At 72.3% G+C, this 21,696-nt stretch carries 17 protein-coding genes; 6 read left to right on the forward strand and 11 right to left on the reverse strand.

Annotated features, from left to right (window positions below):
- Positions 1–4: 4 nt before the first annotated feature.
- Positions 5–1,180, reverse strand: coding sequence for a zinc-dependent alcohol dehydrogenase (locus tag Dfulv_RS19405; RefSeq protein ID WP_259865416.1), 1,176 nt, complete (start codon positions 1,178–1,180; stop codon positions 5–7).
- Positions 1,177–1,719 carry an SRPBCC family protein gene (locus Dfulv_RS19410; RefSeq protein WP_259865417.1) on the reverse strand — a complete coding sequence of 181 codons (543 nt, stop codon included), beginning with the start codon at positions 1,717–1,719 and terminating at the stop codon, positions 1,177–1,179. Before Dfulv_RS19410 ends, Dfulv_RS19405 begins: the two co-directional genes overlap by 4 nt.
- Before the next feature lie 254 nt (positions 1,720–1,973).
- On the opposite strand from Dfulv_RS19410, the gene Dfulv_RS19415 reads away from it, so the two are divergent.
- From Dfulv_RS19415 to Dfulv_RS19440, 6 genes are all read left to right on the forward strand, one after another.
- The gene (locus Dfulv_RS19415) at positions 1,974–2,825 is read left to right on the forward strand and encodes an aldo/keto reductase (RefSeq protein ID WP_259865418.1); all 852 of its coding nucleotides are present in this window, start codon (positions 1,974–1,976) and stop codon (positions 2,823–2,825) included.
- 181 nt (positions 2,826–3,006) lie between these two features.
- Positions 3,007–3,597, forward strand: coding sequence for a hemerythrin domain-containing protein (locus tag Dfulv_RS19420; RefSeq protein ID WP_259865419.1), 591 nt, complete (start codon positions 3,007–3,009; stop codon positions 3,595–3,597).
- 9 nt (positions 3,598–3,606) lie between these two features.
- Positions 3,607–4,404 carry a hypothetical protein gene (locus Dfulv_RS19425; protein ID WP_259865420.1) on the forward strand — a complete coding sequence of 266 codons (798 nt, stop codon included), beginning with the start codon at positions 3,607–3,609 and terminating at the stop codon, positions 4,402–4,404.
- Between the two features lie 494 nt (positions 4,405–4,898).
- A complete protein-coding gene (locus Dfulv_RS19430) occupies positions 4,899–5,501 on the forward strand; it encodes a hypothetical protein (RefSeq protein ID WP_259865421.1) in 603 nt (200 codons plus the stop codon).
- Entirely contained in the window at positions 5,498–9,817 is a 4,320-nt protein-coding gene (locus tag Dfulv_RS19435) for a cation-translocating P-type ATPase (RefSeq protein WP_259865422.1), read from the forward strand. Before Dfulv_RS19430 ends, Dfulv_RS19435 begins: the two co-directional genes overlap by 4 nt.
- A gap of 173 nt (positions 9,818–9,990) precedes the next feature.
- On the forward strand, positions 9,991–10,833 hold the full coding sequence (locus Dfulv_RS19440; RefSeq protein ID WP_259865424.1) for an MEDS domain-containing protein: 843 nt from the start codon (positions 9,991–9,993) through the stop codon (positions 10,831–10,833).
- A gap of 126 nt (positions 10,834–10,959) precedes the next feature.
- Here the strand turns inward: Dfulv_RS19440 and clpB are convergent, their stop codons facing one another.
- The 9 genes from clpB to Dfulv_RS19490 form a co-directional block, all read right to left on the reverse strand.
- Positions 10,960–13,599 (reverse strand): ATP-dependent chaperone ClpB, encoded by a 2,640-nt coding sequence (gene clpB / locus Dfulv_RS19445; protein WP_259865428.1) that lies wholly within the window; start codon positions 13,597–13,599, stop codon positions 10,960–10,962.
- Positions 13,600–13,633: 34 nt separating this feature from the next.
- Positions 13,634–14,620, reverse strand: coding sequence for a DnaJ C-terminal domain-containing protein (locus Dfulv_RS48585; protein WP_319805811.1), 987 nt, complete (start codon positions 14,618–14,620; stop codon positions 13,634–13,636).
- On the reverse strand, positions 14,610–15,197 hold the full coding sequence (locus tag Dfulv_RS19460; RefSeq protein ID WP_259865430.1) for a nucleotide exchange factor GrpE: 588 nt from the start codon (positions 15,195–15,197) through the stop codon (positions 14,610–14,612). Before Dfulv_RS19460 ends, Dfulv_RS48585 begins: the two co-directional genes overlap by 11 nt.
- Positions 15,198–15,200: 3 nt before the next feature.
- Positions 15,201–17,096: a molecular chaperone DnaK gene (gene dnaK / locus Dfulv_RS19465; RefSeq protein ID WP_259865432.1), complete on the reverse strand. Its 1,896-nt coding sequence runs from the start codon at positions 17,094–17,096 to the stop codon at positions 15,201–15,203.
- 152 nt (positions 17,097–17,248) lie between these two features.
- Positions 17,249–17,806: a general stress protein gene (locus tag Dfulv_RS19470; RefSeq protein WP_259865433.1), complete on the reverse strand. Its 558-nt coding sequence runs from the start codon at positions 17,804–17,806 to the stop codon at positions 17,249–17,251.
- 30 nt (positions 17,807–17,836) lie between these two features.
- The gene (locus Dfulv_RS19475) at positions 17,837–18,508 is read right to left on the reverse strand and encodes a BON domain-containing protein (RefSeq protein ID WP_259865434.1); all 672 of its coding nucleotides are present in this window, start codon (positions 18,506–18,508) and stop codon (positions 17,837–17,839) included.
- A 135-nt stretch (positions 18,509–18,643) separates the two neighbouring features.
- On the reverse strand, positions 18,644–18,829 hold the full coding sequence (locus Dfulv_RS19480) for a DUF2267 domain-containing protein (protein WP_319805841.1): 186 nt from the start codon (positions 18,827–18,829) through the stop codon (positions 18,644–18,646).
- Positions 18,826–19,443: an Hsp20/alpha crystallin family protein gene (locus tag Dfulv_RS19485; protein ID WP_259865435.1), complete on the reverse strand. Its 618-nt coding sequence runs from the start codon at positions 19,441–19,443 to the stop codon at positions 18,826–18,828. The genes Dfulv_RS19480 and Dfulv_RS19485 overlap by 4 nt, the downstream gene beginning before the upstream one ends.
- 165 nt (positions 19,444–19,608) lie before the next feature.
- Positions 19,609–21,525, reverse strand: a complete 1,917-nt coding sequence (locus tag Dfulv_RS19490; RefSeq protein WP_259865436.1) for a glycoside hydrolase family 15 protein — start codon at positions 21,523–21,525, stop codon at positions 19,609–19,611.
- Positions 21,526–21,696: the final 171 nt, after the last annotated feature.

Consider the following 21,696-nt stretch of genomic DNA (forward strand, 5'->3'; position numbering starts at 1 on the left):
GGCGTCAGACCTTGAGGACGACCTTCTCGCAGTCGTCCTTCTTGTACTTGAACAGCTCGAAGCCGTACGGCGCCTGGTCCAGGGGCATGACGTGGGTGACGATGCGGGCCGGGTCGAACTCGCCGCGCTCGATGCGGGCCAGTAGCGGCCGCATGTACCGTTGCACGTGGCACTGCCCGGTGCGCAGGACGAGCGACCGGTTCATCCAGGCACCCGCGGGGAACTTGTCGACGGAGCCGCCGAAGAGGCCCAGCGCGGCCACCACGCCGCCGCTGCGGCAGCACGTGATCGCCTGGTTCAGCGCGTGCGGCCGCTCGACGCCGGCGTGGGTGACGGCCTCGACGCCGTGGTCGGTGGCGACCCGGGCGGCGCACCGGCTGGCCGCCGGGCCGACCGCCTCGATGCACTTGTCCGGGCCCCGCCCGGACGTGAGGTCCGCCAGCCGCGCCGGGACGTCGACCTCGGCGAAGTTGACGGGCACGTGACCGGCCTCCTGCGCCATCGCCAGCCGGTACGGCTCCTGGTCGATCGCGATCACCATGGCGGCGCCGAGCAGCCGGGCGCTGTCCATGGCGAACTGCCCGACCGGGCCGGCACCCCACACCGCCACCACGTCGCCCTGGCGGATCTCGCACATCTCGGCGCCCATGTAGCCGGTGGGCAGGATGTCGGACAGGAACAGCACCTGCTCGTCGGAGAGGTCCGACTCGATGCGCAGCGGGCCGACGTCGGCGAACGGCACCCGCACGTATTCGGCCTGCCCGCCCGCGTAGCCGCCGGTGAGGTGCGAGTAGCCGAACATCCCGGCGACAGGGTGGCCGAAGGTCTTCTCCGCCATGCCGACGTTGGGGTTGCTGTTCTCGCAGCAGGAGTACCGCTGGGCCACGCACGCCGCGCAGTTGCCGCAGGCGATGGTGAACGGCACGACCACGCGGTCACCGATGCGCAGCCGGCCCGGGTCGACGCCGGGCCCGACCTCGACGACCTCACCCATGAACTCGTGGCCCAGGACGTCACCCTTCTGCATCGTCGGCACGTAGCCGTCCACGAGATGCAGGTCGGAGCCGCAGATCGCGGTCGACGTGACCCGGACGATCGCGTCCCTGCGGTTGAGCAGCATCGGATCCGGTACCTCGAGAACCTCCACCCGGTTCCGGCCGGCCCACGTGTTCGCCTTCACGCCGGTGCCCCTCTCGCCAGCTCGCCGGCCGACAGCGGCTGCGCCGGCCGTTGCGGGAACTCCTTGCGGGAGCGCTTGCCCCACGGCGCCCCGTCGGACAGGACGACCTCGCCGGTCTCGAGGATCTGCTTGAGCCGGTGCAGGTCGTCGTCCAGCAGTTCGTTGGGCGTGTCGCCGAAGTACCTCGAGATCATCCCGCCGAGTTCGGTGCCGGGGATGACAAAGACCATCAGCGCGCGCACCTCCGTGCTCACCCCGTCGGGTGCGGGATCGAACCGGACGCGGCCGCAGTTGGGTAGCTCGGCCTCGCCGACCGAGCGCCAGCCGAGCTGCCGGTCCGGCACCACGTCGGTGAGTTCGGCGTCCCATTCCAGCCTGTGGCCGAACGGCGTGATCGCCGTCCAGTGGCTGGTTCGCTCGCCCGTCGGCCGTATCCGGTCGATGTACGTCATGAACGTCGACAGGTTCTCCAGATGCCGCCAGTGCCCGTACACCCGCGACACCGGCTGCCGGATCGTCGTCGCGGCCCAAAGTTCCATGACTCCTCCTTCGCGACAGTTGCAAATAGCCGCGACCGCGCGGACGAAACCCGATCACGGCTCGCGCGGCCGGATCCGGGCGACGCGGGTGAGGCCGTGGTCGCCGGCCTGGCAGCGACGAGGCGGTCCGCGAGGCCGCCCGCGGCTACCGGCCGGACGCCGGGCGGACCGTCCGTGACGGCCCGGGTTTATCGGTCGGGGGCCGAGGTAGTGGTCGGTGACGAGCCTCTCAGGACCGACACGAGGAGGGGCGGATGCGGACCTTTACCGTGCCGACGGTCGAACTGCCGGCCGGGCAACAGATCCCGGCCCTCGGGCAGGGCACCTGGGGTCTCGGCGAGGACCCGGCGTACCACGACGACGAGATCGCGGCGTTGCGGACCGGGCTCGATCTGGAGATGACGATCATCGACACGGCCGAGATGTACGGCGACGGCACCGCGGAGCAGCTCGTCGGCGACGCCGTCTTCGACCGCCGCGACGACGCGTTCATCGTCACCAAGGTCCTGCCGTCGCACGCCGGCCGCCCCGACACGCTCCGTGCCTGCGAGGCCAGCCTGCACCGGCTGCGGACCGACTACATCGACCTGTACCTGTTGCACTGGCCCAGCCCGGTGCCGCTGGACGAGACCGTGGACGCGTTCACGACACTCCAGGAGCAGGGCAAGATCCGGTTCTGGGGCGTCAGCAACTTCGACGGCGTCGACCTGATGGAGCTCACCGCGGTTCCGGACGGCGGTTCGGTGCAGACCGACCAGGTGCTGTACAACCTGGCCCACCGCGGCATCGAGTGGGACCTGCTGCCCGCGTGCCAGCGCGGCGGGCCGCTGATCATGGCGTACTCGCCGTTCGACCACCGCGGGACGGTGCTGCGCCACCCGACCGTCGCCGCCGTCGCCGACCGGCACGGCGTGACCCCGGCGCAGGTGGCGATCGCATGGGTGCTCCGCCAGGACGGGGTGTCCACGATCCCGAAGGCGAGCACCCCGGAACACACGCGGGAGAACCACGGCGCGCTGGCGGTCCGGCTCGACCTCGAAGACTATGCCGCACTCGACCGCGCCTTCCCGCCGCCGGACGGTCCCCGGCCGCTGGAGATGATCTGAGCCACCGGTTTACCGCCGGGGCGGTCGGGTAGCGCGGCCCGGTCCCTCCGGCCAATGACGTTCGCGCAGGCCGCCGGTGGAGGCGGCGCACCCGGGATCACCTTCGGGCGCCGCCCGTCGCATGAACCGGGCCGTACCGGGCAGTGCGGCTCGAGAGACGCCAGATGTGGGGGTGATGTCGATGACCATGACCGAGACCGAGAACGGCCGGGACGTCGTCGACCTGCTGCTCCAGCAGCACGACGAGATCAAGAGCCTGTTCCGCGAGACGAAGGCGTCGCAGGGACAGGCGAAGCAGGAGTTGTTCAACGACCTGGTACGTCTGCTCGCGGTGCACGAGACGGCGGAGGAGGCCGTGGTCCACCCGCTGGCGCGCCGCAAGCTCGACGACGGCGAGCAGGTGGTCGAACAGCGGCTGGAGGAAGAGGACCGGGCCAAGAAGGAACTGGCCGACCTGTACGACATGGGGGTCGACCACCCGGACTTCGACCGCCGGCTGGAGAACTTCGAGGCCGACGTGGTCAACCACGCGACGAGGGAGGAGAGCGAGGAGCTCCTGAGGCTGCGCACCACTGTCGATGCCGAGAAACTGCGCGACCTGACCGGGGCGCTGAAGGCGGCGGAGATGGTCGCACCCACCCGGCCGCACCGGATGGCACCCCAGTCGGCCGTCGGCAACATCCTGGCCGGCCCGCCGGTGGCCCTGTTCGACCGGGTCGCCGACGCGGTCCGGGACTGGCGGCAGAAGCACCCCGAGGAGATCAGGACCTGAGCAGGGATCGTGGACGACACGGGCGAGGCATCGGTACGGGAACGGGCCGCCGTGCGACTCGAGGCCGGTGATCTCTCGTTCTTCTACCGTCCGCGGGTGGACGACGACCTCGTGGCGTCGGTGGACGAGGTGCAGCGACTGCTGCTGGTCCTCCGCCCGTGGACGGGCCACGCCGTGCGACTGCTCGTCGTGGGACGCAAGCGGCTGCCCGACGTCAGTGCGCACGAGCGCGCATGGTGCTTCGTCGACCGGGTGGTGGCTCGGCCGAAGGAACTGCGCGAGGCGCTGGACGAGCGGCGGTACATGACGAAGACCCGCGGTGAGCGGGTCCAGCCGCCCGCGCGCCCGGCCGGGGAGGGGGAGTACACCATCGCCCGGCATGACGACCACACACACTTCGCGTACGCGCTGGAGCTGCCGGAGCGGCCGGGTCCGGTACAGCGTGACCTCAACATCGAGACCCAGGCCGGCTTCATCGTGGCGGTGCGGAACCCGCGGACGCCGGCACCGCAGGGTGTCGGCCGGGCGTGGACCCGGGCCGGACGGAAAGGGCCCGAACTGTCGCCGGCGCTGCTGGCCCGCTTCGGCGGCCGGCGCTTCTCCCCGCTGGATCCCCCGGTGTTCCTCGACCACGAGGGCGTCGAGCTCGTTCTCGTCGGTGCGTCGCGGGACGACGTGGAGGAACTGGGCCTGCACCCGGGCGACCGGGACGCGGAGTCGGCGGCGCGCGGCGCACTGCTCGAAGAGCTGCGGATCGAGCGCCGGCAGCACCTGCTCGAGCCGCTGCTGGCCGGTGAATGGCGGTAGGAGGCCGGGCGCCGCACAGCATGCCGGGACGCGGCGTCGCGGCGCTCCGGACCTCGTCCGCTCAAGCCCGTCGCGCCGGCCCGCCCGTGCGGGTGAACCGGCGGGGCGGCCACCTGTCGTTCGGCGACAAAGCGCAGGTCAGCGCCGGAATTCAACCGTGACGGACATCTCAAGTCGACGAGTACGTCACTGGTTGTTCACGTGGCGCTCGTACGGTTCGGCGCGCACGTCGTCCCACCCCCCAAGGAGCACCGCCATGTCCCACGTGTTGTCCGCGATCGTGATCGAGGTGGTCAGCGCCCTGCTGATCGCCGGCATCGTCGCCGTCATCCGCCGGATCGCCGCCCCGCGCACCGCCTGACGGGCGGCCGAACACCCGCCACACCTCCGCCCGGCCACGACCCGATGCCGGATCCTGGGTTGCCCCGGCATCGGGTGGGTAGCCCCGTGCGCTGGAGAAGTCACATGTGACATCCCTGCGGAGGTGCTTCTCGATGACGAATACAGCAACGCAGACCCGTCCGCAGTCGCGTTCGACGGAGACCGCGCGCCGTGCTCGACGCTCGACGAGCCGGGCAGCCGCGGAGAAGTCCGAAGCGGCGGCCGCGGAGCAGCCGGCCACCACACGGCCCGCCGGCAGACGGACCGCCAGCACACGGGCCGCCAGCACACGGACCACCGCCGGACGGACCGCCACGAAAGAGGCCACCACCGCGGTGAAGGCCGCGGCGAAGACGGAACCGGCCGCCCCGCGCCAGGCCGGGCAGGCCGAGCCGAGTGCCGCCGAGCGCGCGGCCGAGCGCGCCGCCGGCAAGGCCGTCGCCGGGGCGGAATCGGTCCTCGCACAGGCCAAGTGGACGGCCAGGACGCTGGCGGCCGCGGTGCCGCTGCCGGAGCCCAGGCGCCTGCTGTACTACGGCGGGATCGGCGCGCTCGCCGCGCTCGGAATCCTGGAGTGGCCGGTCGCGGCCGTGGCTGCGGCGGGCGTGTGGATCGCCACCCACACCGACGGGCACGAGGAAGCGGCGCGCCGGGCTGCAGGACCGCCCGGTGCGGAGATGAAGGGTGCACAGGGCGTCCCCGCCACCGCACGGTGACGAGGCCGACGGACGGCCGGCCGGCGACGCCGCGGTCCCGCGGCCGGCGGCTGGCCCGGGCCCGGGGCGGCCTCGCACAGATCGAGGTGCGCGGCGCCCGCCGCGGTATCGTCACGGCCGAGCACGGCAGGCTGTTCGAGAAATCCCTCGAGAAACTGCGTGGTGTCGACTGGGCCGCCTGGAACGGCGTGCTCGGGCAACTGCTCGTCAGCTACGACGAGGACAGCCTCGGGCTCGATGACCTGGTCGAGGCGGTGGCGACCGCCGAGGCCGACCACATGGCCGGTGAGCCCGCCGATGCGGAACGGCTCGACGTCGAGACCCGGCACAAGATGACGCTCGCCGCCGACGTCCTGGGGGTCACGGCTTCGGCCGTGGCCAGCCGCCTGGGGTTGCCCAGCGCGCCGCGTGAGCTGCTCGCCGTCGCGGCGCTCGTCGACCATCTGCCCCGGGTGCGCAAGACGCTGCGCCGGGCGATCGGCAAGAACCGGGCCGATCTCGCGCTGTCCGCGGCGAGGGCGGCACTCGGCGTCGCGAGCCAGTCGAAGGTCGGCATGGCCACGGACGCCGTCCTGCGTGTGATGCTGCTGCAAGAGGCTTCCGCGGAGCGTGACGCCTGGCTGCATCGCCTCGGCCGCCTGCTTCCCGAGCCCGCCGCCGCGCGCGCCGACGCCCGTCGCGGCGGGCGCCCCGCGGAGATGGCGGAGATACCCGACGGCCCCGTCGAGCAGTACGCACGCCGCATCAGCGTCCTCACCCTGCTCGTCGCGGGCGCGGCGGCCCTGCTGCCCAACGGTCTGCGGTACGCCGCACGCGTGGTCTCGGCCGGCTCGCCCGGCTCGGCACACGTGGGGCGCGAGGCGTACGCCGGCCGCCTCGGCCGCCTCCTCGCACACCGCGACGTCCTTGTGCGGGACCGGACCGCGCTGCGCCGTCTCGACCGGGTCGACACCGTGGTGATCGATGCCCAGGTGCTCACCGGTGCCGGCCACGTCATCAAGCACGTGGTGCCGCTCCGCGGGACGGTCGAGGCCGCCTGGGAGTCCGCCGCTCGGCTCCTCGACGGCGGCCGCGGCGGCCCGACCGGCGAGCCGGACGCCGACGGCTGGGCGCTGGTCGACCCGGACCGCCTCGGCACACCCGTCCCCGATGACGCCCGCGTCGAGGCACGCGCCCACAACGGCACACGCGGGAAGCTGTACGCGCTGGTCCGCGACCGGACCCTCGTGGCGCTCGTCGTGCTGGAGGCCGCGCTGGACCCGCTCACCGTCGCGCTGGTCGCGGCCGGGCGCCGGGTCGGCCAGGTGCTGCTCGCCGGGGCCAACGCCGACCTGCGCCGGCGAGTGCCGTCGGACGGCACGGTCGCCGGCGGCTCGCGGCTGGCCGGATCGATCCGCGCGTTGCAACGTGACGGTCACGCCGTCCTGCTCGTCGCCGGCCGCAACGACGCCGCCCTGGCCGCGGCGGACTGCGGCTTCGGCGTGCTGCACAAGGACCGCCGGCTGCCGTGGGGCGCACACCTGATGGGCGGCCCCGGTCTCGAGAACGCCTGGCTGCTGCTGGAGGCCGCGGCCCTGGCCCGGACCGTGAGCCGCCGCAGCGTCCAGGTCGCGCTGCAGGGCTCGGCGGCCGGCGCGCTGCTCGGCGCGGCCGACGGGACACAGCGGGGGGCGCGCAACGTGACGCTGGCGACGGGCGCCGCGCATCTCGCGAACCTGGTCGGCGCCGTGATGTCGGTGCGCGGCCTGGCCCGCCGCACACCGCCGCTGCCCATCGGCACCGTCGCCTGGCACGCGCTGCCCGTCGACGAGGTCATGCGGATCCTCGAGACGTCCCCGATGGGCATCAGCGAGGAGGCCGCCGCGCAGCGCCGCCCGGCCGGGCAGCAGAACGGCGACGAACCCGTCGAGCGGGGGCTGGTCGCGACGATCGTCGGCGAACTCGACACACCGCTCACCCTGCCGCTCGGTGCGGGCGCCGGGGTCTCCGCCATGACCGGCGCGAAGAGTGACGCGGGCCTCGTCGTCGCCGTCATCCTGGCCAACGCGGTGCTCTCCGGCGTCCAGGACCTCGCCGCGCGGCGGGCGCTGCGACAGCTGGTGGCCGCGGCGACGCCGCGGGTCCAGATGCGCCGGGACGGTGTCGACCGCCCCGGGACCCTCAACGAACTGGTGCCCGGTGACGTGATCCTCCTCGATCCCGGCGACGCGGTGCCGGCGGACTGCCGCCTCATCGCCACGACCGGCCTGGAGATGGACGAGTCGGCGCTGACCGGCGAGTCGATGCCCGTCGCGAAGGACACCGCCGCGACGCGGGCCGCCGCCGTCGCCGAGCGCAGCAGCATGGCCTTCGCCGGGACGACGGTCGCCGCCGGCTCGGCGACCTGCGTCGTCGTGGCGACCGGTGCGGAGACCGAGGCGGGCCGCAGCGCGCGCACCGCGCTGCACGGCACGCCGAAGACCGGTGTCCAGCAGCGGCTGCGGCAGCTGACCAAGGCGTCACTGCCGGCCGCGGGCGCCGCGGCCGCCGCGCTGCTCACCAACGGCCTGATCCGGGGGCGGTTCGCGCAGTCGGTCGGCGACTCCGTCGCTCTCGCGGTGGCGGCGATCCCTGAAGGCCTGCCCTTCATCGCCACGGCCGCCGAGCTCAGCTCGAGCCGCCGGCTGTCCCGGCGCAACATCCTCGTCCGCGACCACCGCTCGATGGAGGCGCTCGGCCGGGTCGACGTGATCTGCTTCGACAAGACCGGCACCCTCACCGAGGGGCGCATCGCGCTGCGTAGTGTCTCCGACGGCCAGGAGCAGGTGCCGATCGATGCGCTCACGCCCCGGCACCGCGCGATCCTCGGCGCGGCACTGCGGGCGAGCCCGGCGCCCAACGGCTCCGGGACGCTGCCCCATCCGACCGACCAGGCGGTGGTCGTCGGGGCCGCGGCCGCCGACGTCGGCACCGGTGAGGGCGCCGAGGACTGGCGCCCGGTGCGCGAGCTCCCCTTCGAACCGGTGCGCGGCTTCCACGCCGTCCTCGGCATGGCCCGCACCGGCCAGGTGATCAGCGTCAAGGGCGCGCCCGAGATCACGCTCCCCAGGTGCACCACGACCCGGTGGCCCGACGGCACGGTCCGGCCGATGACCACGGCCGACCGGGAGCAGATCGAGGCGGAGGTCGACCGGATGGCCCACCAGGGGCTGCGGGTGCTCGCGATCGCGGAGCGCGCGGCCTCGCAGCGGGTGGGACTCGACGACGAACGGGTCGACGGCATGCAGTTCCTCGGCCTGCTCGGGCTCGCCGACCCGACCCGGGCGAGCGCCGCCGAGGCGGTGAACAGCCTGCGGCAGGCCGGCGTCAAGGTGCTCATGCTGACCGGCGACCACCCGAGCACCGCGGCCGCGATCGCGGCGGAGCTCGACCTGCTCGACGGCGGTGCGGTCTTGTCCGGGACCGACCTCGACGGTGCCGACGACGCGACCGTGGACGCGCTGGTGTCCAAGGCCGCGGTCTTCGCGCGGGCCAGCCCGGGCGACAAGGTCACGGTCGTGCGGGCGCTGCGCCGTGCCGGGCACACCGTCGCGGTCACCGGCGACGGCGCCAACGACGCACCGGCGATCCGGCTCGCCGACGTCGGCATCGCGCTCGGCGAACACGCCACGGCGGCGGCCCGCCACTCCGCGGACATGATCGTGATGGACGGCCGGATCGAGACGATCGTCGACGGCGTGATCGAGGGCCGCGCGATGTGGGCGTCGGTGCGGGAGTCGCTCGCGCTGCTCCTCGGCGGCAATCTGGGCGAGGTCCTCTTCACCGTCGGCAGTTCGGTAGTCTCCGGCACCCCGCCGCTCAACGCGCGGCAGATCCTGTTCGTCAACCTGATGACCGACCTGCTGCCCGCGATCACGATCGCCGCCCGGCCGCCCAAACACGTCAGCCCGGAGCGGCTGGTCCGCGAGGGGCCGGAGGCGTCGCTCGGCGGCGCGCTGGCCAGCAACGTCATCCGCCGGGCGGTGGCGACGTCGGCCGCCACCACGGGGGCCTGGCTGACCGCCAAGGCCACCGGCACGGCGGCGCGCGCCAGCACCATCGCCCTGGCCTCGCTCATCGGTGCGCAGCTGGGCCAGACCGCGCTGCTGTCGGGCGGTGATCCGGTCGTGCTCGGCGCGGCCGGTGCGTCGGCGGCGGCACTGTTCGGCGTGGTGCAGACGCCCGTCCTGAGCCAGTTCTTCGGCTGCCGGCCGCTCGGCCCCGTGGGCTGGGGGACCGTCCTGGCCGCGACGGCGGCCGGCACGGCCCTGGGAGCATTGCGCCCACCCACCCGCTGACTCCCGCACGGTGTCACACCCGCACGGTCGTCGAGCGACACGGACGACCGTGTGGGGCCGTGGGCGTGTGCCCCCCTCGGGGTCGTCGGTTCGGCCGGTCGATTCCGATCGGCGTCGGTGAGTACGATGCGTCAGAGCTTCTGCCGCGCGGACCACGAGAGGACCCGCCTGACGTGGGGAACGCGATCGCAACGCTGCGGCCCGGCGACCATGTGTGCCTCGCGGCAGCGTCGGACGCGGAGTGGTTCGACGCCGCGGTGACCCTGACCGCCGGTGGCCTCCGCGATCACTGCAAGACAATCCTCGTCACGACGATCCAGCCCGTGGAGCGGCTGCACCGCCGTCTCGCCGAGCGGGTGCCCGGCTATCCGGCGGCCGCCGTGGCCGGGCACGTCGAGATCGCCGCCGGCCGGGAGCTCTACCTCTCCGGAGGCGGGTTCGACGGCGACCGGATGATCGGGATCTACGCCGCCGCGATCGACGACTCGCAGCAGCGGGGCTACGCGGGCCTGCGGGTCATCGCCGACATGGCATGGGCCGCGGACCAGCCGCTCGGCGAGCGGCTTGCGGATTACGAGACCGCCGTCAACAGGCTGTTCACGACGGGCTGGATGGCGGCGATCTGCCAGTACGACCGGCGGCTCTTCGACGATGCGACGATCGAGGGGGTCTGCTCGGCGCACCCGATCATCGACAACGGCGCGGCGTTCCGGTTCCGGGCGGTCGAGGAACCGCCGGGGCTGGTGCTGACCGGCGACCTGCACCGCTCGAACCGCCGGGTGCTCGCCGAGGTGCTGGCCCCGCTGGCCGACGTGCCGGCGGCACTGACGATCGACGCCACCGGTGTCACGTTCGTCGGCCCCGAGGCGGCCGTGATGCTCGTCAGCCTGGCCCGCCTGCGCCGAGAGCAGGCCCAGACCACGACGGTCGTCTGCGCCTACGGCCTGGGGGCCTTGTTGTGGAAGTTCGACAGCACCGGCGCCCTGACGACCCGCGGCCCCTCGGCACACGACTGACGGTGGCACACCGCCCCCCGGGGCGAAGGCCATGCGCGGCGCGATCGGCCGCCCACGCGGCGGCGAGACCGGACCCCATTCACTCGCTGGAACGGTCGCTGCCACGCCGTGGCCGCGGCCCGCGTGTCACGAGGACACCGCGGCGCCGGCCGGGGCACCCGCCCAGCCGACCTCGAGACCGGCCGGACCCAGGTCCGCCACGATCGTGTCCTCCTCGTGGCCCTCCGACCGCAGCAGCATGCGCGCGATCGGCGTCTCCAGTTGCCGTTGCAGGTAGCGGCGCAGCGGACGGGCGCCGAACACCGGGTCGAAGCCCTCGGCGGCGATGTGGCGCAGCGCCGCCTCGGTCACCTCCAGCTTGATGCGCCGGTCGGCCATGAGGCGGGCACGCAGGTCGTTGAGCATCAGCTCGACGACCTGCTCGATGTCCTCCAGCGTCAGCGGCTTGAACAGCACGGTGTCGTCAACGCGGTTGAGGAACTCGGGCCGGAAGTGCGAGCGCAGCGTGGCCGTCACGGCCTCGCGGGCCTCGTCGGTGAGTTGCCCGTCGCTGGTGACGCCCTCCAGGAGGTACTGCGAGCCGAGGTTGCTCGTCATGATGATGATGGTGTTGCGGAAGTCGACGGTGCGGCCCTGCGAGTCGGTGAGCCGGCCGTCCTCGAGCACCTGCAGCAGGATGTTGAACACGTCGGTGTGGGCCTTCTCGATCTCGTCGAGCAGCACCACCGAGTAGGGCTTGCGCCGCACCGCCTCGGTGAGCTGGCCGCCCTCCTCGTAGCCGACGTAGCCGGGCGGCGCGCCGACGAGCCGGGAGACCGTGTGCCGTTCCTGGTACTCGCTCATGTCGAGCCGGATCATGTTCTGGTCGGTGTCGAACATCGCGGCGGCGAGCGCCTTGGCGAGCTCGGTCTTGCCGACACCGGTCGGGCCGAGGAAGAGGAACGAGCCGATGGGCCGGCGCGGGTCGCGGATGCCGGAGCGGGCCCGGATGATCGCGTCGGCGACCGCCTGCACCGCTTCGTCCTGGCCGACGACCCGCTCGTGCAGGATCTCGTCGAGCCGCAGCAGCTTCTGCCGCTCGGTCTCCAGCAGCCGGGTGGTCGGTATGCCGGTCCACCGGGCCACGACCTGCGCGATCTCGTCCGGCGTCACGACCTCGCGCAGCAGCCGGTGGCCGCTCTGCTTCGTGGTGAGCCGCTCCTCCTCGGCATGGAGCCTGCGCTCGAGCTCCGGCAGCCGGCCGAGGCGCAGCTCGGCGGCGCGGTCCAGGTCGTAGGCGCGCTCGGCGTGTTCGGCCTCGCGGCGGATCCGTTCGATCTCCTCGCGCAGCGCCTGGACCCGGTGGATGGCCTGGCGTTCCGCCGTCCACTGCGCCCGCATCGCGTCGACCTGGGCGCGCAGGTCGGCGGCCTCCCGCTGGATCTGGTCGCGGCGGGCGAGGCTGGCCGGGTCGTCCTCTTTGGACAGTGCGGCCACCTCCATCTCCAGCCGCATCAGCCGGCGGCTCGCCTCGTCCAGCTCGGCGGGCTGGGAGTCGATCTCGGTGCGCAGCATCGCGCAGGCCTCGTCGACGAGGTCGATCGCCTTGTCCGGCAGGAAGCGGTCGGTGATGTACCGGTGGGACAGCTCGACCGCCGCGACGAGCGCGCCGTCCTGGATGCGCACCCCGTGGAAGACCTCCAGCCGCTCCCGCAGCCCGCGCAGGATCGTCACGGCGTCCTCCGGCGTCGGCTCCTCGACCAGGATCGGCTGGACCCGCCGCTCGAAGGCCGCGTCCTTCTCGATGTGCTTGCGGTACTCCGCGAGGGTTGTGGCGCCGATCATCCGCAGCTCGCCGCGGGCGAGCATCGGCTTGAGCATGTTCCCGGCGTCGAGCGCACCCTCGGCGGCGCCGGCGCCGACGACGGTGTGCAGCTCGTCGATGAACAGCAGGATGCGTCCCTGCGCCGCGGTCACCTCGGTGAGCACCGCCTTGAGCCGTTCCTCGAATTCACCGCGGTACTTCGCGCCGGCCACGAGCGAGCCCATGTCGAGCGCAAAGATGATCTTGTCTCGGAGTCCTTCCGGCACGTCCTGGTCGACGATGCGCTGGGCGAGCCCTTCGACGATGGCGGTCTTGCCGACGCCCGGGTCGCCGACGAGCACCGGGTTGTTCTTGGTCTTGCGGGACACGATCTGCACGACCCGGCGGATCTCGTTGTCACGGCCGACGACCGGGTCGAGCCGTCCGGCGCGGGCGTCCGCGACCAGGTCCCGGCCGTACTTCTCGAGGGCCTCGTAGGCCGCCTCCGGGTTGGCCGACGTGACCCGCTGCGCGCCGCGGATGCCGCTGAGCGCGGTCAGGAGGCGCTCCCGGGTGATGCCGAGGTCGCGCAGGACGCGGCCGACGGCCGTGCCGGGACCCTCCTCGTCGAGCGCGAGCAGCAGGTGCTCCACCGACACGTACTCGTCCTTGAGGCGTCCGGCCTCGCGCTCGGCGGCGTCCAGCAGCCGGGCCAGCCGTTGCGTGACCATGACCTGCCCCGGTTGGGCGCCGGGCCCGGACACGGACGGCCGCCGCCGCAGTTCGGCCTCGACTCGGTCGCGGACCTGGTCGACGTCGGCGTCCATGGCCGTCAGCAGGCGCGGCGCGATGCCGTCCGGCTGGTCGAGCAGGGCGAGCAGCAGGTGCTCGCCGTCGACCTCGGTGTGCCCGAATCGCAGGGCCCTTGTCTGGGCGTCGTGGAGGGCTTGCTGTGACTTCTCGGTCAGCCGGTTGAGGTCCATGTTCGTCTCCTGGGCAGTGCTTCGCGTCGGTGGGTCATCCCGCCCGCCGGGGGTCGAACGTCGACACCCTGGCCCACTGCTCCAGCAGGTGACGCTCTTCGTCGGAGAGTTTGGGCGGTACCACGATCTTGACGTTGGCGTAGAGGTCGCCGGGGGCTCCCCGGGGGTTCGGCATGCCCTTCCCGCGCAGCCGCAGCCGCCGTCCGGACGGCGTGCCGGGCGGCGCGTGCACCTGGACGACACCGTCCGGCGTCTCCAGGGGCACGGTCGCGCCGAGTGCCGCCTCCCACGGTGCGACGGGGAGGTCGACGGTGATGTCGCGGCCCTTGACGCGGTACCGCGGGTGCGGCGCGATGTGGACGCGGAGGTACAGGTCGCCGCGCGGCCCGCCGTCGGTTCCCGAGCCGCCCTGGCCGGCGAGCCGGATCCGCGATCCCTCGGTCACGCCGCGCGGGATGGTGACCTCGTACTCGCGGGTGCCGCCGGACGGGGCCGGCAGCGTGATCTTGCGCCGGTCGCCGTGGAAGGCGTCCTCCACGCTGATCGTGAGCTCGGCCTCGGTGTCGGCACCCCGGACCGGCCCGAAGCTGCGCGGCCCGCCGGCCCGCCCGCCGAAGAGGCTCTCGAAGAGGTCCTCGACGTCGACCACGCCGCCGGCGGCCCGGCCCGAGCGGAAGCCCTGAGCGCCGCCCCATCCGCCACCGCCACCGCCACCGCCGGCGCCGCCGGCGCCGGCCGGGGCCCACGCCCCGGCGCCGGTCCGGCCGGCCGCCTGCTCGAAGTCGTCGGGGATCTGCCGCCAGGCGTCGCCGAACTGGTCGTACTTGCGCCGGCGGCCCGGGTCGGACAGCACGTTGTACGCTTCGTTGATCTTCTTGAACCGGTCCTCGGCCCCCGGCGACTTGTTGACGTCCGGGTGGTGCCGCCGCGCGAGTGTGCGGTACGCGCGCTGGATCTGTTCGGCGTCGGCGTCCCGGGGCACACCGAGGATGTCGTAGTAGTCGTTCGACTCAGTCGCCATCCGCTCCGCCACCCGGTCGGTCGTCTGGGCCTGCCGCAGGCCGGGACTCCGCGGCGGCTTCCGGTCCGCCGGCCTGCTGCGGGGCGGCGCCCACCGCGACGACCGCCGGCCGCAGCAGGCGATCGCCCTTCGCGTATCCGGGCAGCAGCACCCGGGCCACCGTGCCGGGTGGCACCACGGCGTCCTCGACCACCTCGGCCGCCTCGTGCAGCTTCGGGTCGAAGGGCTCGCCCACCGTGCCGATCGGTTCGAACCCCAGCAGCGAGAGCACCCGCTGGGCCTGCTCGCGCACGTGCTGGACGCCCGCCACGATCGTCGCCGGGTCGGCCTCGGCGTGCTGCAGCGCCAGGTCGAGGTGGTCCAGGACCGGCAACCACGCCGCCGACACCGCGAGGCGCTCGTTGAGCCGCTGGTCGGCCGCGTTGCGGCTGGCCCACTTCCGGGTGTTGGCCAGCTCCGCGAGGGCCCGCTGCCACTTGTCCCGGAGGTCGGCGGCCTCGTCGCCGGGCGGTGTCCCGGCCGGCTTGGCCACGGTCTCGTCGGTGGCGGCCTGTTCGGCCGCGCGATGTTCGGTCATGGCTCAGCCCGTGCTGAAGTCGGCGTCGATGACGTCCTCGCTGCCGTCCGGTCGCGCTCCGGCGGGCTGCTCCTGACCGCCGCCGGGTTGTCCGGCCCTGGCTTCCGCCGGGCGGGCGCTCAGCGCGTACAGCATCTGCTGCAGATCCCCGGTGATCCTGCGGGACTGGTCCAGCGGTGCCTGGTCGCGCACGGCCTGCCGGGCCTCCTCGAGGAGCATGTTCGCGCGTGCCCGGTCGTGCTCCGGCACCTGGTCGCCCAGTTCGTTCAGCTGGCGCTCGACCTGGTAGGCCATGCTGTCCAGCGAGTTGCGGGCGTCGACCTCCTCGCGCATCCGCTGGTCCTCGGCCCGGTGCTGCTCCGCCTCGTGGAGGAGCCGTTCGACGTCGGCCTTGTCGAGGGTGCCGCTCTCGGTGATGGTGATCTTCTGCTCGGCGTTGGTGTCCTTGTCCCGCGCGGAGACGTTCAGGATGCCGTTGGCGTCGATGTCGTAGGTGACCTCGATCTGCGGCGTGCCGCGCGGTGCCGGCCGGATGTTCTCCAGCCGCATGCGGCCCAGCACCCGGTTGTCGGCGGCGCGTTCCCGCTCGCCCTGCAGCACCACCACGTCGACAGCCGGCTGGTTGTCCTCCGCCGTGGAGAACACCTCGCTGCGGCGGGTCGGAATGGTCGTGTTGCGGTCGATCACCTTCGTCATCAGGCCGCCGAGCGTCTCGACGCCGAGCGACAGCGGCGTGACGTCGAGCAGGACGACGTCCTGCACCTCGCCCTTGAGCACCCCGGCCTGGATCGCCGCGCCGAGCGCGACCACCTCGTCGGGGTTGACCGTCATGTTCGGTTCCTTGCCGCCGGTGAGCCGCCGCACGAGGGCCTGGACGGCCGGCATGCGGGTCGCGCCGCCGACGAGGATGACCTCGTCGAGGTCCTCGACGCTGATCTTCGCGTCGCTCATCGCCTGCCGCACCGGACCCATCGTCCGCTCCAGCAGGTCGTGGGTCAGCTCCTCGAACCTGGCCCGCGTGACCGTCGCCGTCAGGTGCTTCGGCCCCGTCGCGTCGGCGGTGATGAACGGCAGGTTGACCTGCGTCTGGGTCACCGACGACAGTTCGATCTTCGCGCGCTCGGCGGCCTCGGTGAGCCGCTGCAGCGCTTGCGGGTCCTTGCGCACGTCGATGCCGTTCTCGCGCTTGAACTCGTCGGCGAGGTGGTCGACCAGCCGGTGGTCGAAGTTGTCGCCGCCCAGGTGCGTGTCGCCGGCGGTGGCCCGCACCTCCACGACACCGTCGCCGACGTCGAGGATGCTCACGTCGAACGTGCCGCCACCGAGGTCGAACACCAGCACCGTCTCGTGGCCGGCCTTGTCGAGCCCGTAGGCGAGCGCGGCCGCGGTCGGCTCGTTGATGATCCGCAGCACTTCCAGGCCGGCGATGCGGCCGGCGTCCTTGGTCGCCTGCCGCTGGGCGTCGTTGAAGTACGCCGGGACGGTGACGACCGCCTCGGTGACCTTCTCGCCGAGGTGCCTCGCCGCGTCGTCGGCGAGCTTGCGCAGGACCTGCGCCGACACCTCCTCCGGCGAGATCAGCTTGCCGCGGACGTTGAAGCGGACCGTGCCCTCGGGTCCGGGGGCGACGTCGTAGGTGACCGTCTTGATCTCCTCGGCGACCTCCTCGAACTTGCGGCCGACGAACCGCTTCGCCGAGTAGATCGTCCCTTTCGGGTTGAGCACCGCCTGCCGCCTGGCCAACTGCCCGACGAGGCGCTCGCCGGTCTCGGTGTAGGCCACCACCGACGGCGTCGTCCGGCTCCCCTCCGCGTTCGGAATCACGGTCGGTTGACCGCCTTCGTACGCGGCGATCACCGAGTTCGTCGTGCCCAGGTCGATCCCCACAGCCCTCGCCATGAGCGGGTCTCCTCTCGCCTGTCGGTGTTGTGCGGGCCCACGGCCCGCGAAGTTCAGCGGTTCCGTAGTCGGAGGCCATCGGCGCCGGTAGGCAGGTGGTCGCGGCGTTCCCCCGCGACGGCGCGGCGAGGCCGTGCGGGGGAACGCCGCCGTCAGCCCGCCGTTGTCCCGCCGAGGATCTGCCGTGCCTGGTCGGCGTACTCGGCGTCGATCATGAGCGAATACGTGGACGCCTGGATGTTGCTGGCCGACTTGAAGTCCCGCTGGCCGCCGGTCATCGCGTGGGCGATCGCGCCGAACGCGGCGCCCCACAGCAGACCGGCGACAACGGCGAAGACCACGACCCGCCACCACGCGCCGACGGCGAAGATGCCGAGCAGCACGCCGACCAGCAGGCCGAACCATCCGCCGCTGCCGGCGCCGGCGAGCGCCGCGCGACCGATCGTCATCCGGCCCAGCACCTTTTCCACCAGGCGTACGTCCGTGCCGACGATGGTGACCCGGTCGACCGGGAACTTGGCGTCGGACAGGCGGTCGACCGCCCGCTGGGCCTCGAGGTAGTTGGGATAGGTGGCGATCGTCATCATCGGCCGCTCCGGCGAACCGATGTCCCAGGTGGCGGCGCGGTCCGGGGTGACGGGCCTACCGCCGCGGGTGAACGGCATCGAGTTGCTTTCCTGCGGTGTACCGGCGTCGGCCGGATTGGTCATGGCGACAGCCCTCCTCTGTTCTCGTGAAGATCAACCGGCGACGATGCGGTTGTCCACCGCGCGTACGCCGGGTGCGGACCAGGCGACGCGCTCCGCTTCCTGCTTCTCGATCCAGGGACGGACCCGGCCGGTCAGGATCACCGTGTCGCCCTCGACGGTCACGTTGATGTGTTCGGCGTCGGTCTCGGCACTGCGCACCAACGCCTGCTCGATCTCGCGGCGCAACTGTTCCGGCGTCGGCCGCCGCGGCTTCACCGTGATCAGGTTGGTCACGCCACGCACACCCCGGAGCTGGCGGACGGCGTGCTCGGCGGCCCGCCGCTCGTGTCCCCACTCGACCTCGCCGCGTAGTGTCACCCAGCCGTCGGAGACATTGACCTGAACCTGACCGACGGGCACGAACGCGTCCCACAGCAGGGCGCGCAGCGCGGCGGTCGCGATGTCGGGGTCCGGGCGTTGCGCGTCGACGGGCAGCCGTACCTCGATGTCGTCGGCGACGGCCTGCACGCCACGTATCCGGCCCACGGCCCGTTCGGCGGCCCACTTCTTGTTGTAGCTGTCGACCCAGCCGGCCAGTGCCACGACGCCGTCGCGCACCGCCGCGGCGATGTCGTTGGGCTGGAGCATGGGATCCCACCGCAGCTCCATGAGCACGTCGTGCTGGATCTCCTGATCGGTCCGCTCGATCGTCTGAGTGGGCATCACTGCTCCTTTCCCTTCCCGGTCCTCCGCCGAGCCTTCTTCGGTTCTCCTCCGAGCCTTCTTCGGGCACGGGTGACGGCGTCATCCGAAGGGGGTGAGACGAAGGCTGTTCGAAAGCTCGCCGGTTCAGGGCGCTCAGGGCTCGCGCAGCAGCCGTTCGGTGAGATGCCGGTACGACTCGTCGTCCAGTGCCTGACCGAGCGCGGTCAGCACCACCGCTGCATGCCGTTCGGCCACCTCGGCCGGCACGTCCTCCCGGTGGGCGACCCTGCCGATGAAGTCGGCAGGGTCGAATCGCTGTGCCGGGCCGGTCGTGGTCAGCGCTGGCCGCCGCCTCCGCCCGGCTGTCCGGTGCGCTGGCCCTGCTGGCCCTGCTGGCCCTGCTGGCCCTGCTGGCCCTGCTGGCCCGTCCGGCCCTGCTGGGCCCGCTGGTCCTGCTGGCCTTCCTGACGCTGGATCTCGATCCGGCGCGGCTGTGCCTCCTGCGTCTTGGTGATGTTGACTATCAGGACACCGTTGCTGCAGGTCGCCTCGACCTGGCTGGGGTCGATGTCGCTCGGCAGGTCGATGAGGTATTCGAAGTCACCCCGCTGGCGGTTCTGGCGCCGGACTATGCCGCTGCGCTCCCGCTCCTGGAAGTTGCCCGAGATCCGCAGCTCCTCACCGCGTATCTCGAGGTTGATGTCCTGCGGGTCGACGTTCGGCACGTCGATCTCGACGATGTAGGCGTTTTCGGTCTCCTCGATGTCCACCGGGACCGCCAGCGGCGACATCCCGCCGATCGCGGTGGGGTCGGTCAGGAGCGCCTGCATCAGTTGGCCGAACCGGTTGTTGATGTCGCCCATCTCCCGCAGCGGGTCCCAGCGGTACAGGGGAGTGAGCTGGCCACCGCCGCCACCACGCCACCGTCGGGAGGTGAAGGGTGCGAGTGTCATGACTGATCGGTTCCCTTCTCGATCCGAACGCTCTTTGTACGGAGCCGGTTTCCGTGGGTGGATCACTTCTCAGCCTCGGCCGGGACGGACGGATGTGTTTCCCCTGGCGGGGATGAAGTCCGACGTGACCGCCGGAGGCGCCGGACATCGCCCTCGAGGTTGAGGTCACGGCATGGAGCAGGGCTGCACACTGCCGAACTTCTCGGCGTATTCCTCTTCGGCGCGGATCACGTGGAACACCGCGTTGATGAGCGACAGGTGGGTCAGCGCCTGCGGGAAATTGCCCAGGTGCCGGCCGCTGTCGGCGTCGAGTTCCTCGGCGTAGAGCCCGAGCGGCCCGGCGAACGACAGCAGTTTGCCGCACAGTCGCCGGGCGCGTTCGACCTCGCCGATCTCGATGAGCGCCGACACCAGCCAGAACGAGCAGACGGTGAACGTGCCCTCATGGCCGTCGACGCCGTCGTCCGTGACCTCCGGGCGGTACCGCAGCACCAGGTCGTTGACGGTGAGCTCGTCGGCGATGGCCAGCACGGTCGCGCGGACCCGCGGATCGTCGGGCGGGAGGAACCGGACCAGCGGCACCAGCAGTACCGAGGCGTCCAGCGCGTCGGTGCCGTAGTACTGGGTGAAGACGCCGCGCTCGTCGGTACCGTGCTCGCAGACGTCGGCGTGGATCTCGTTCGCGATCGCCCGCCACCGCTCGGCGAGCTGCCGGTCGTCGCGCAGCCGGGCCAGCCGCACGCCCCGGTCCAGCGCCACCCAGCACATGACCTTGGACGAGGTGAAGTGCCGCGGCTCGCCGCGGACCTCCCAGATGCCGCGGTCCGGCTCGCGCCAGTGCTTCGCGGCGCTCTCGACCTGGTGGACGAGGATCGGCCACATCCGCTCGTCGAACCGGTCGCGGGTCTTCGCCTGCAGCGACACCGAGTCGAGCACGGCGCCCCACACGTCGTGCTGGCGATGGCTGAACGCGTCGTTGCCGATCCGGACCGGACCGGCGCCCTCGTAGCCCTGCAGATGGTCCAGCGTGTGCTCGGTGAGGTCGCGTTCGCCGCCGACGCCGTACATGACCTGGAGGTCGACGTACCGGCTGGTGATCTCGTTGACGAACCGGCGGAAGTCGTCGGCCTCCCAGTTGAACCCGAGCGTGTAGAGCGCCCACAGCGTGAACGTGGAGTCCCTGATCCAGGAGAACCGGTAGTCCCAGTTGCGCGTGCCGCCCGGCGTCTCCGGCAGCGAGGTCGTGGCCGCCGCGGCGAGCGCGCCGGTCGGGGCGAACGTCAGGCCCTTGAGGGTCAGCGCGCTGCGCTCCAGGTGCCCCCGGAACGGGTGGTCGGGAAACGTGCCCCGGGCCAGCCAGTGCTGCCAGTGGTGCGCGGTCCACACCAGCCGGGAGTACGCCTCGGCGAAGTCGTGCGGCGGCTCGTGGACGGTCCACGACAGCGCGCAGTAGCGGGTGTCGCCGTCCTTGAGCAGCGTCCGTGCGATCGCCCGGCTGCCCTCGAAGCCGATCCGCAGGTCGGTGGTGAGGCACAGGTCGATGTCGACGCCGTCGGCCCGGCAGAGGCCCTGGTGGTAGTTGGAGTCGGTGTACTCCCAGTGCCCGGCCAGCCGTCCGTAGTCGAACATCGGGTCGCAGTCCATCGTGAGCTGCACCTCGCCGTTGACGCACCGGATGGTGCGCAGCAGTACGTGCTCGGCGTCGTAGTCCGTCGGCGCGCGGCGGTGGGTGTGCGACCGCTCGTCGTCGTGGTGCCACGGACCCATGAGCAGCACGTCCCGCACGATGAGCCAGCCGGTCCGCGTGCCCCAGCTGGTCTCCAGGACCATCGTGCCGGGGAGGTACCGCCGGGCCGCGGGCACCATGACGTCGGCCGGCCCGACGCGGAACCGGCCCGCGCCCCGGTCGAGGATCGCGCCGAAGATACTGGGCGAGTCGATGCGCGGCAGGCAGAGCCACTCCACGTTGCCGCTGGGCGCGACGAGCGCGGTCGTCTCGCAGTCGGACAGGAAGCCGTACGATTCGATCGGCGGGAAGGGCGATACCGGCGATACCGGTATCGGCATGCTCGGTGCGGACATCGCTCACCCTCCTCGGCGTGCCTCCGATGCTCGCTCGGCTCCGGCATCGCTCTGGTCGACGCTGCCCGTTGTCAGGGTGAGTCGGCCTCACCCTTCCTCGAGACACCCGCGCACCGGTGCCGCCGCGCCCGCCGGCCGTCGCCGGACGGCCGGGGGAGGGTAAATCGGCCG

Source organism: Dactylosporangium fulvum (assembly GCF_025137375.1).
GTDB lineage: Bacteria > Actinomycetota > Actinomycetes > Mycobacteriales > Micromonosporaceae > Dactylosporangium > Dactylosporangium fulvum.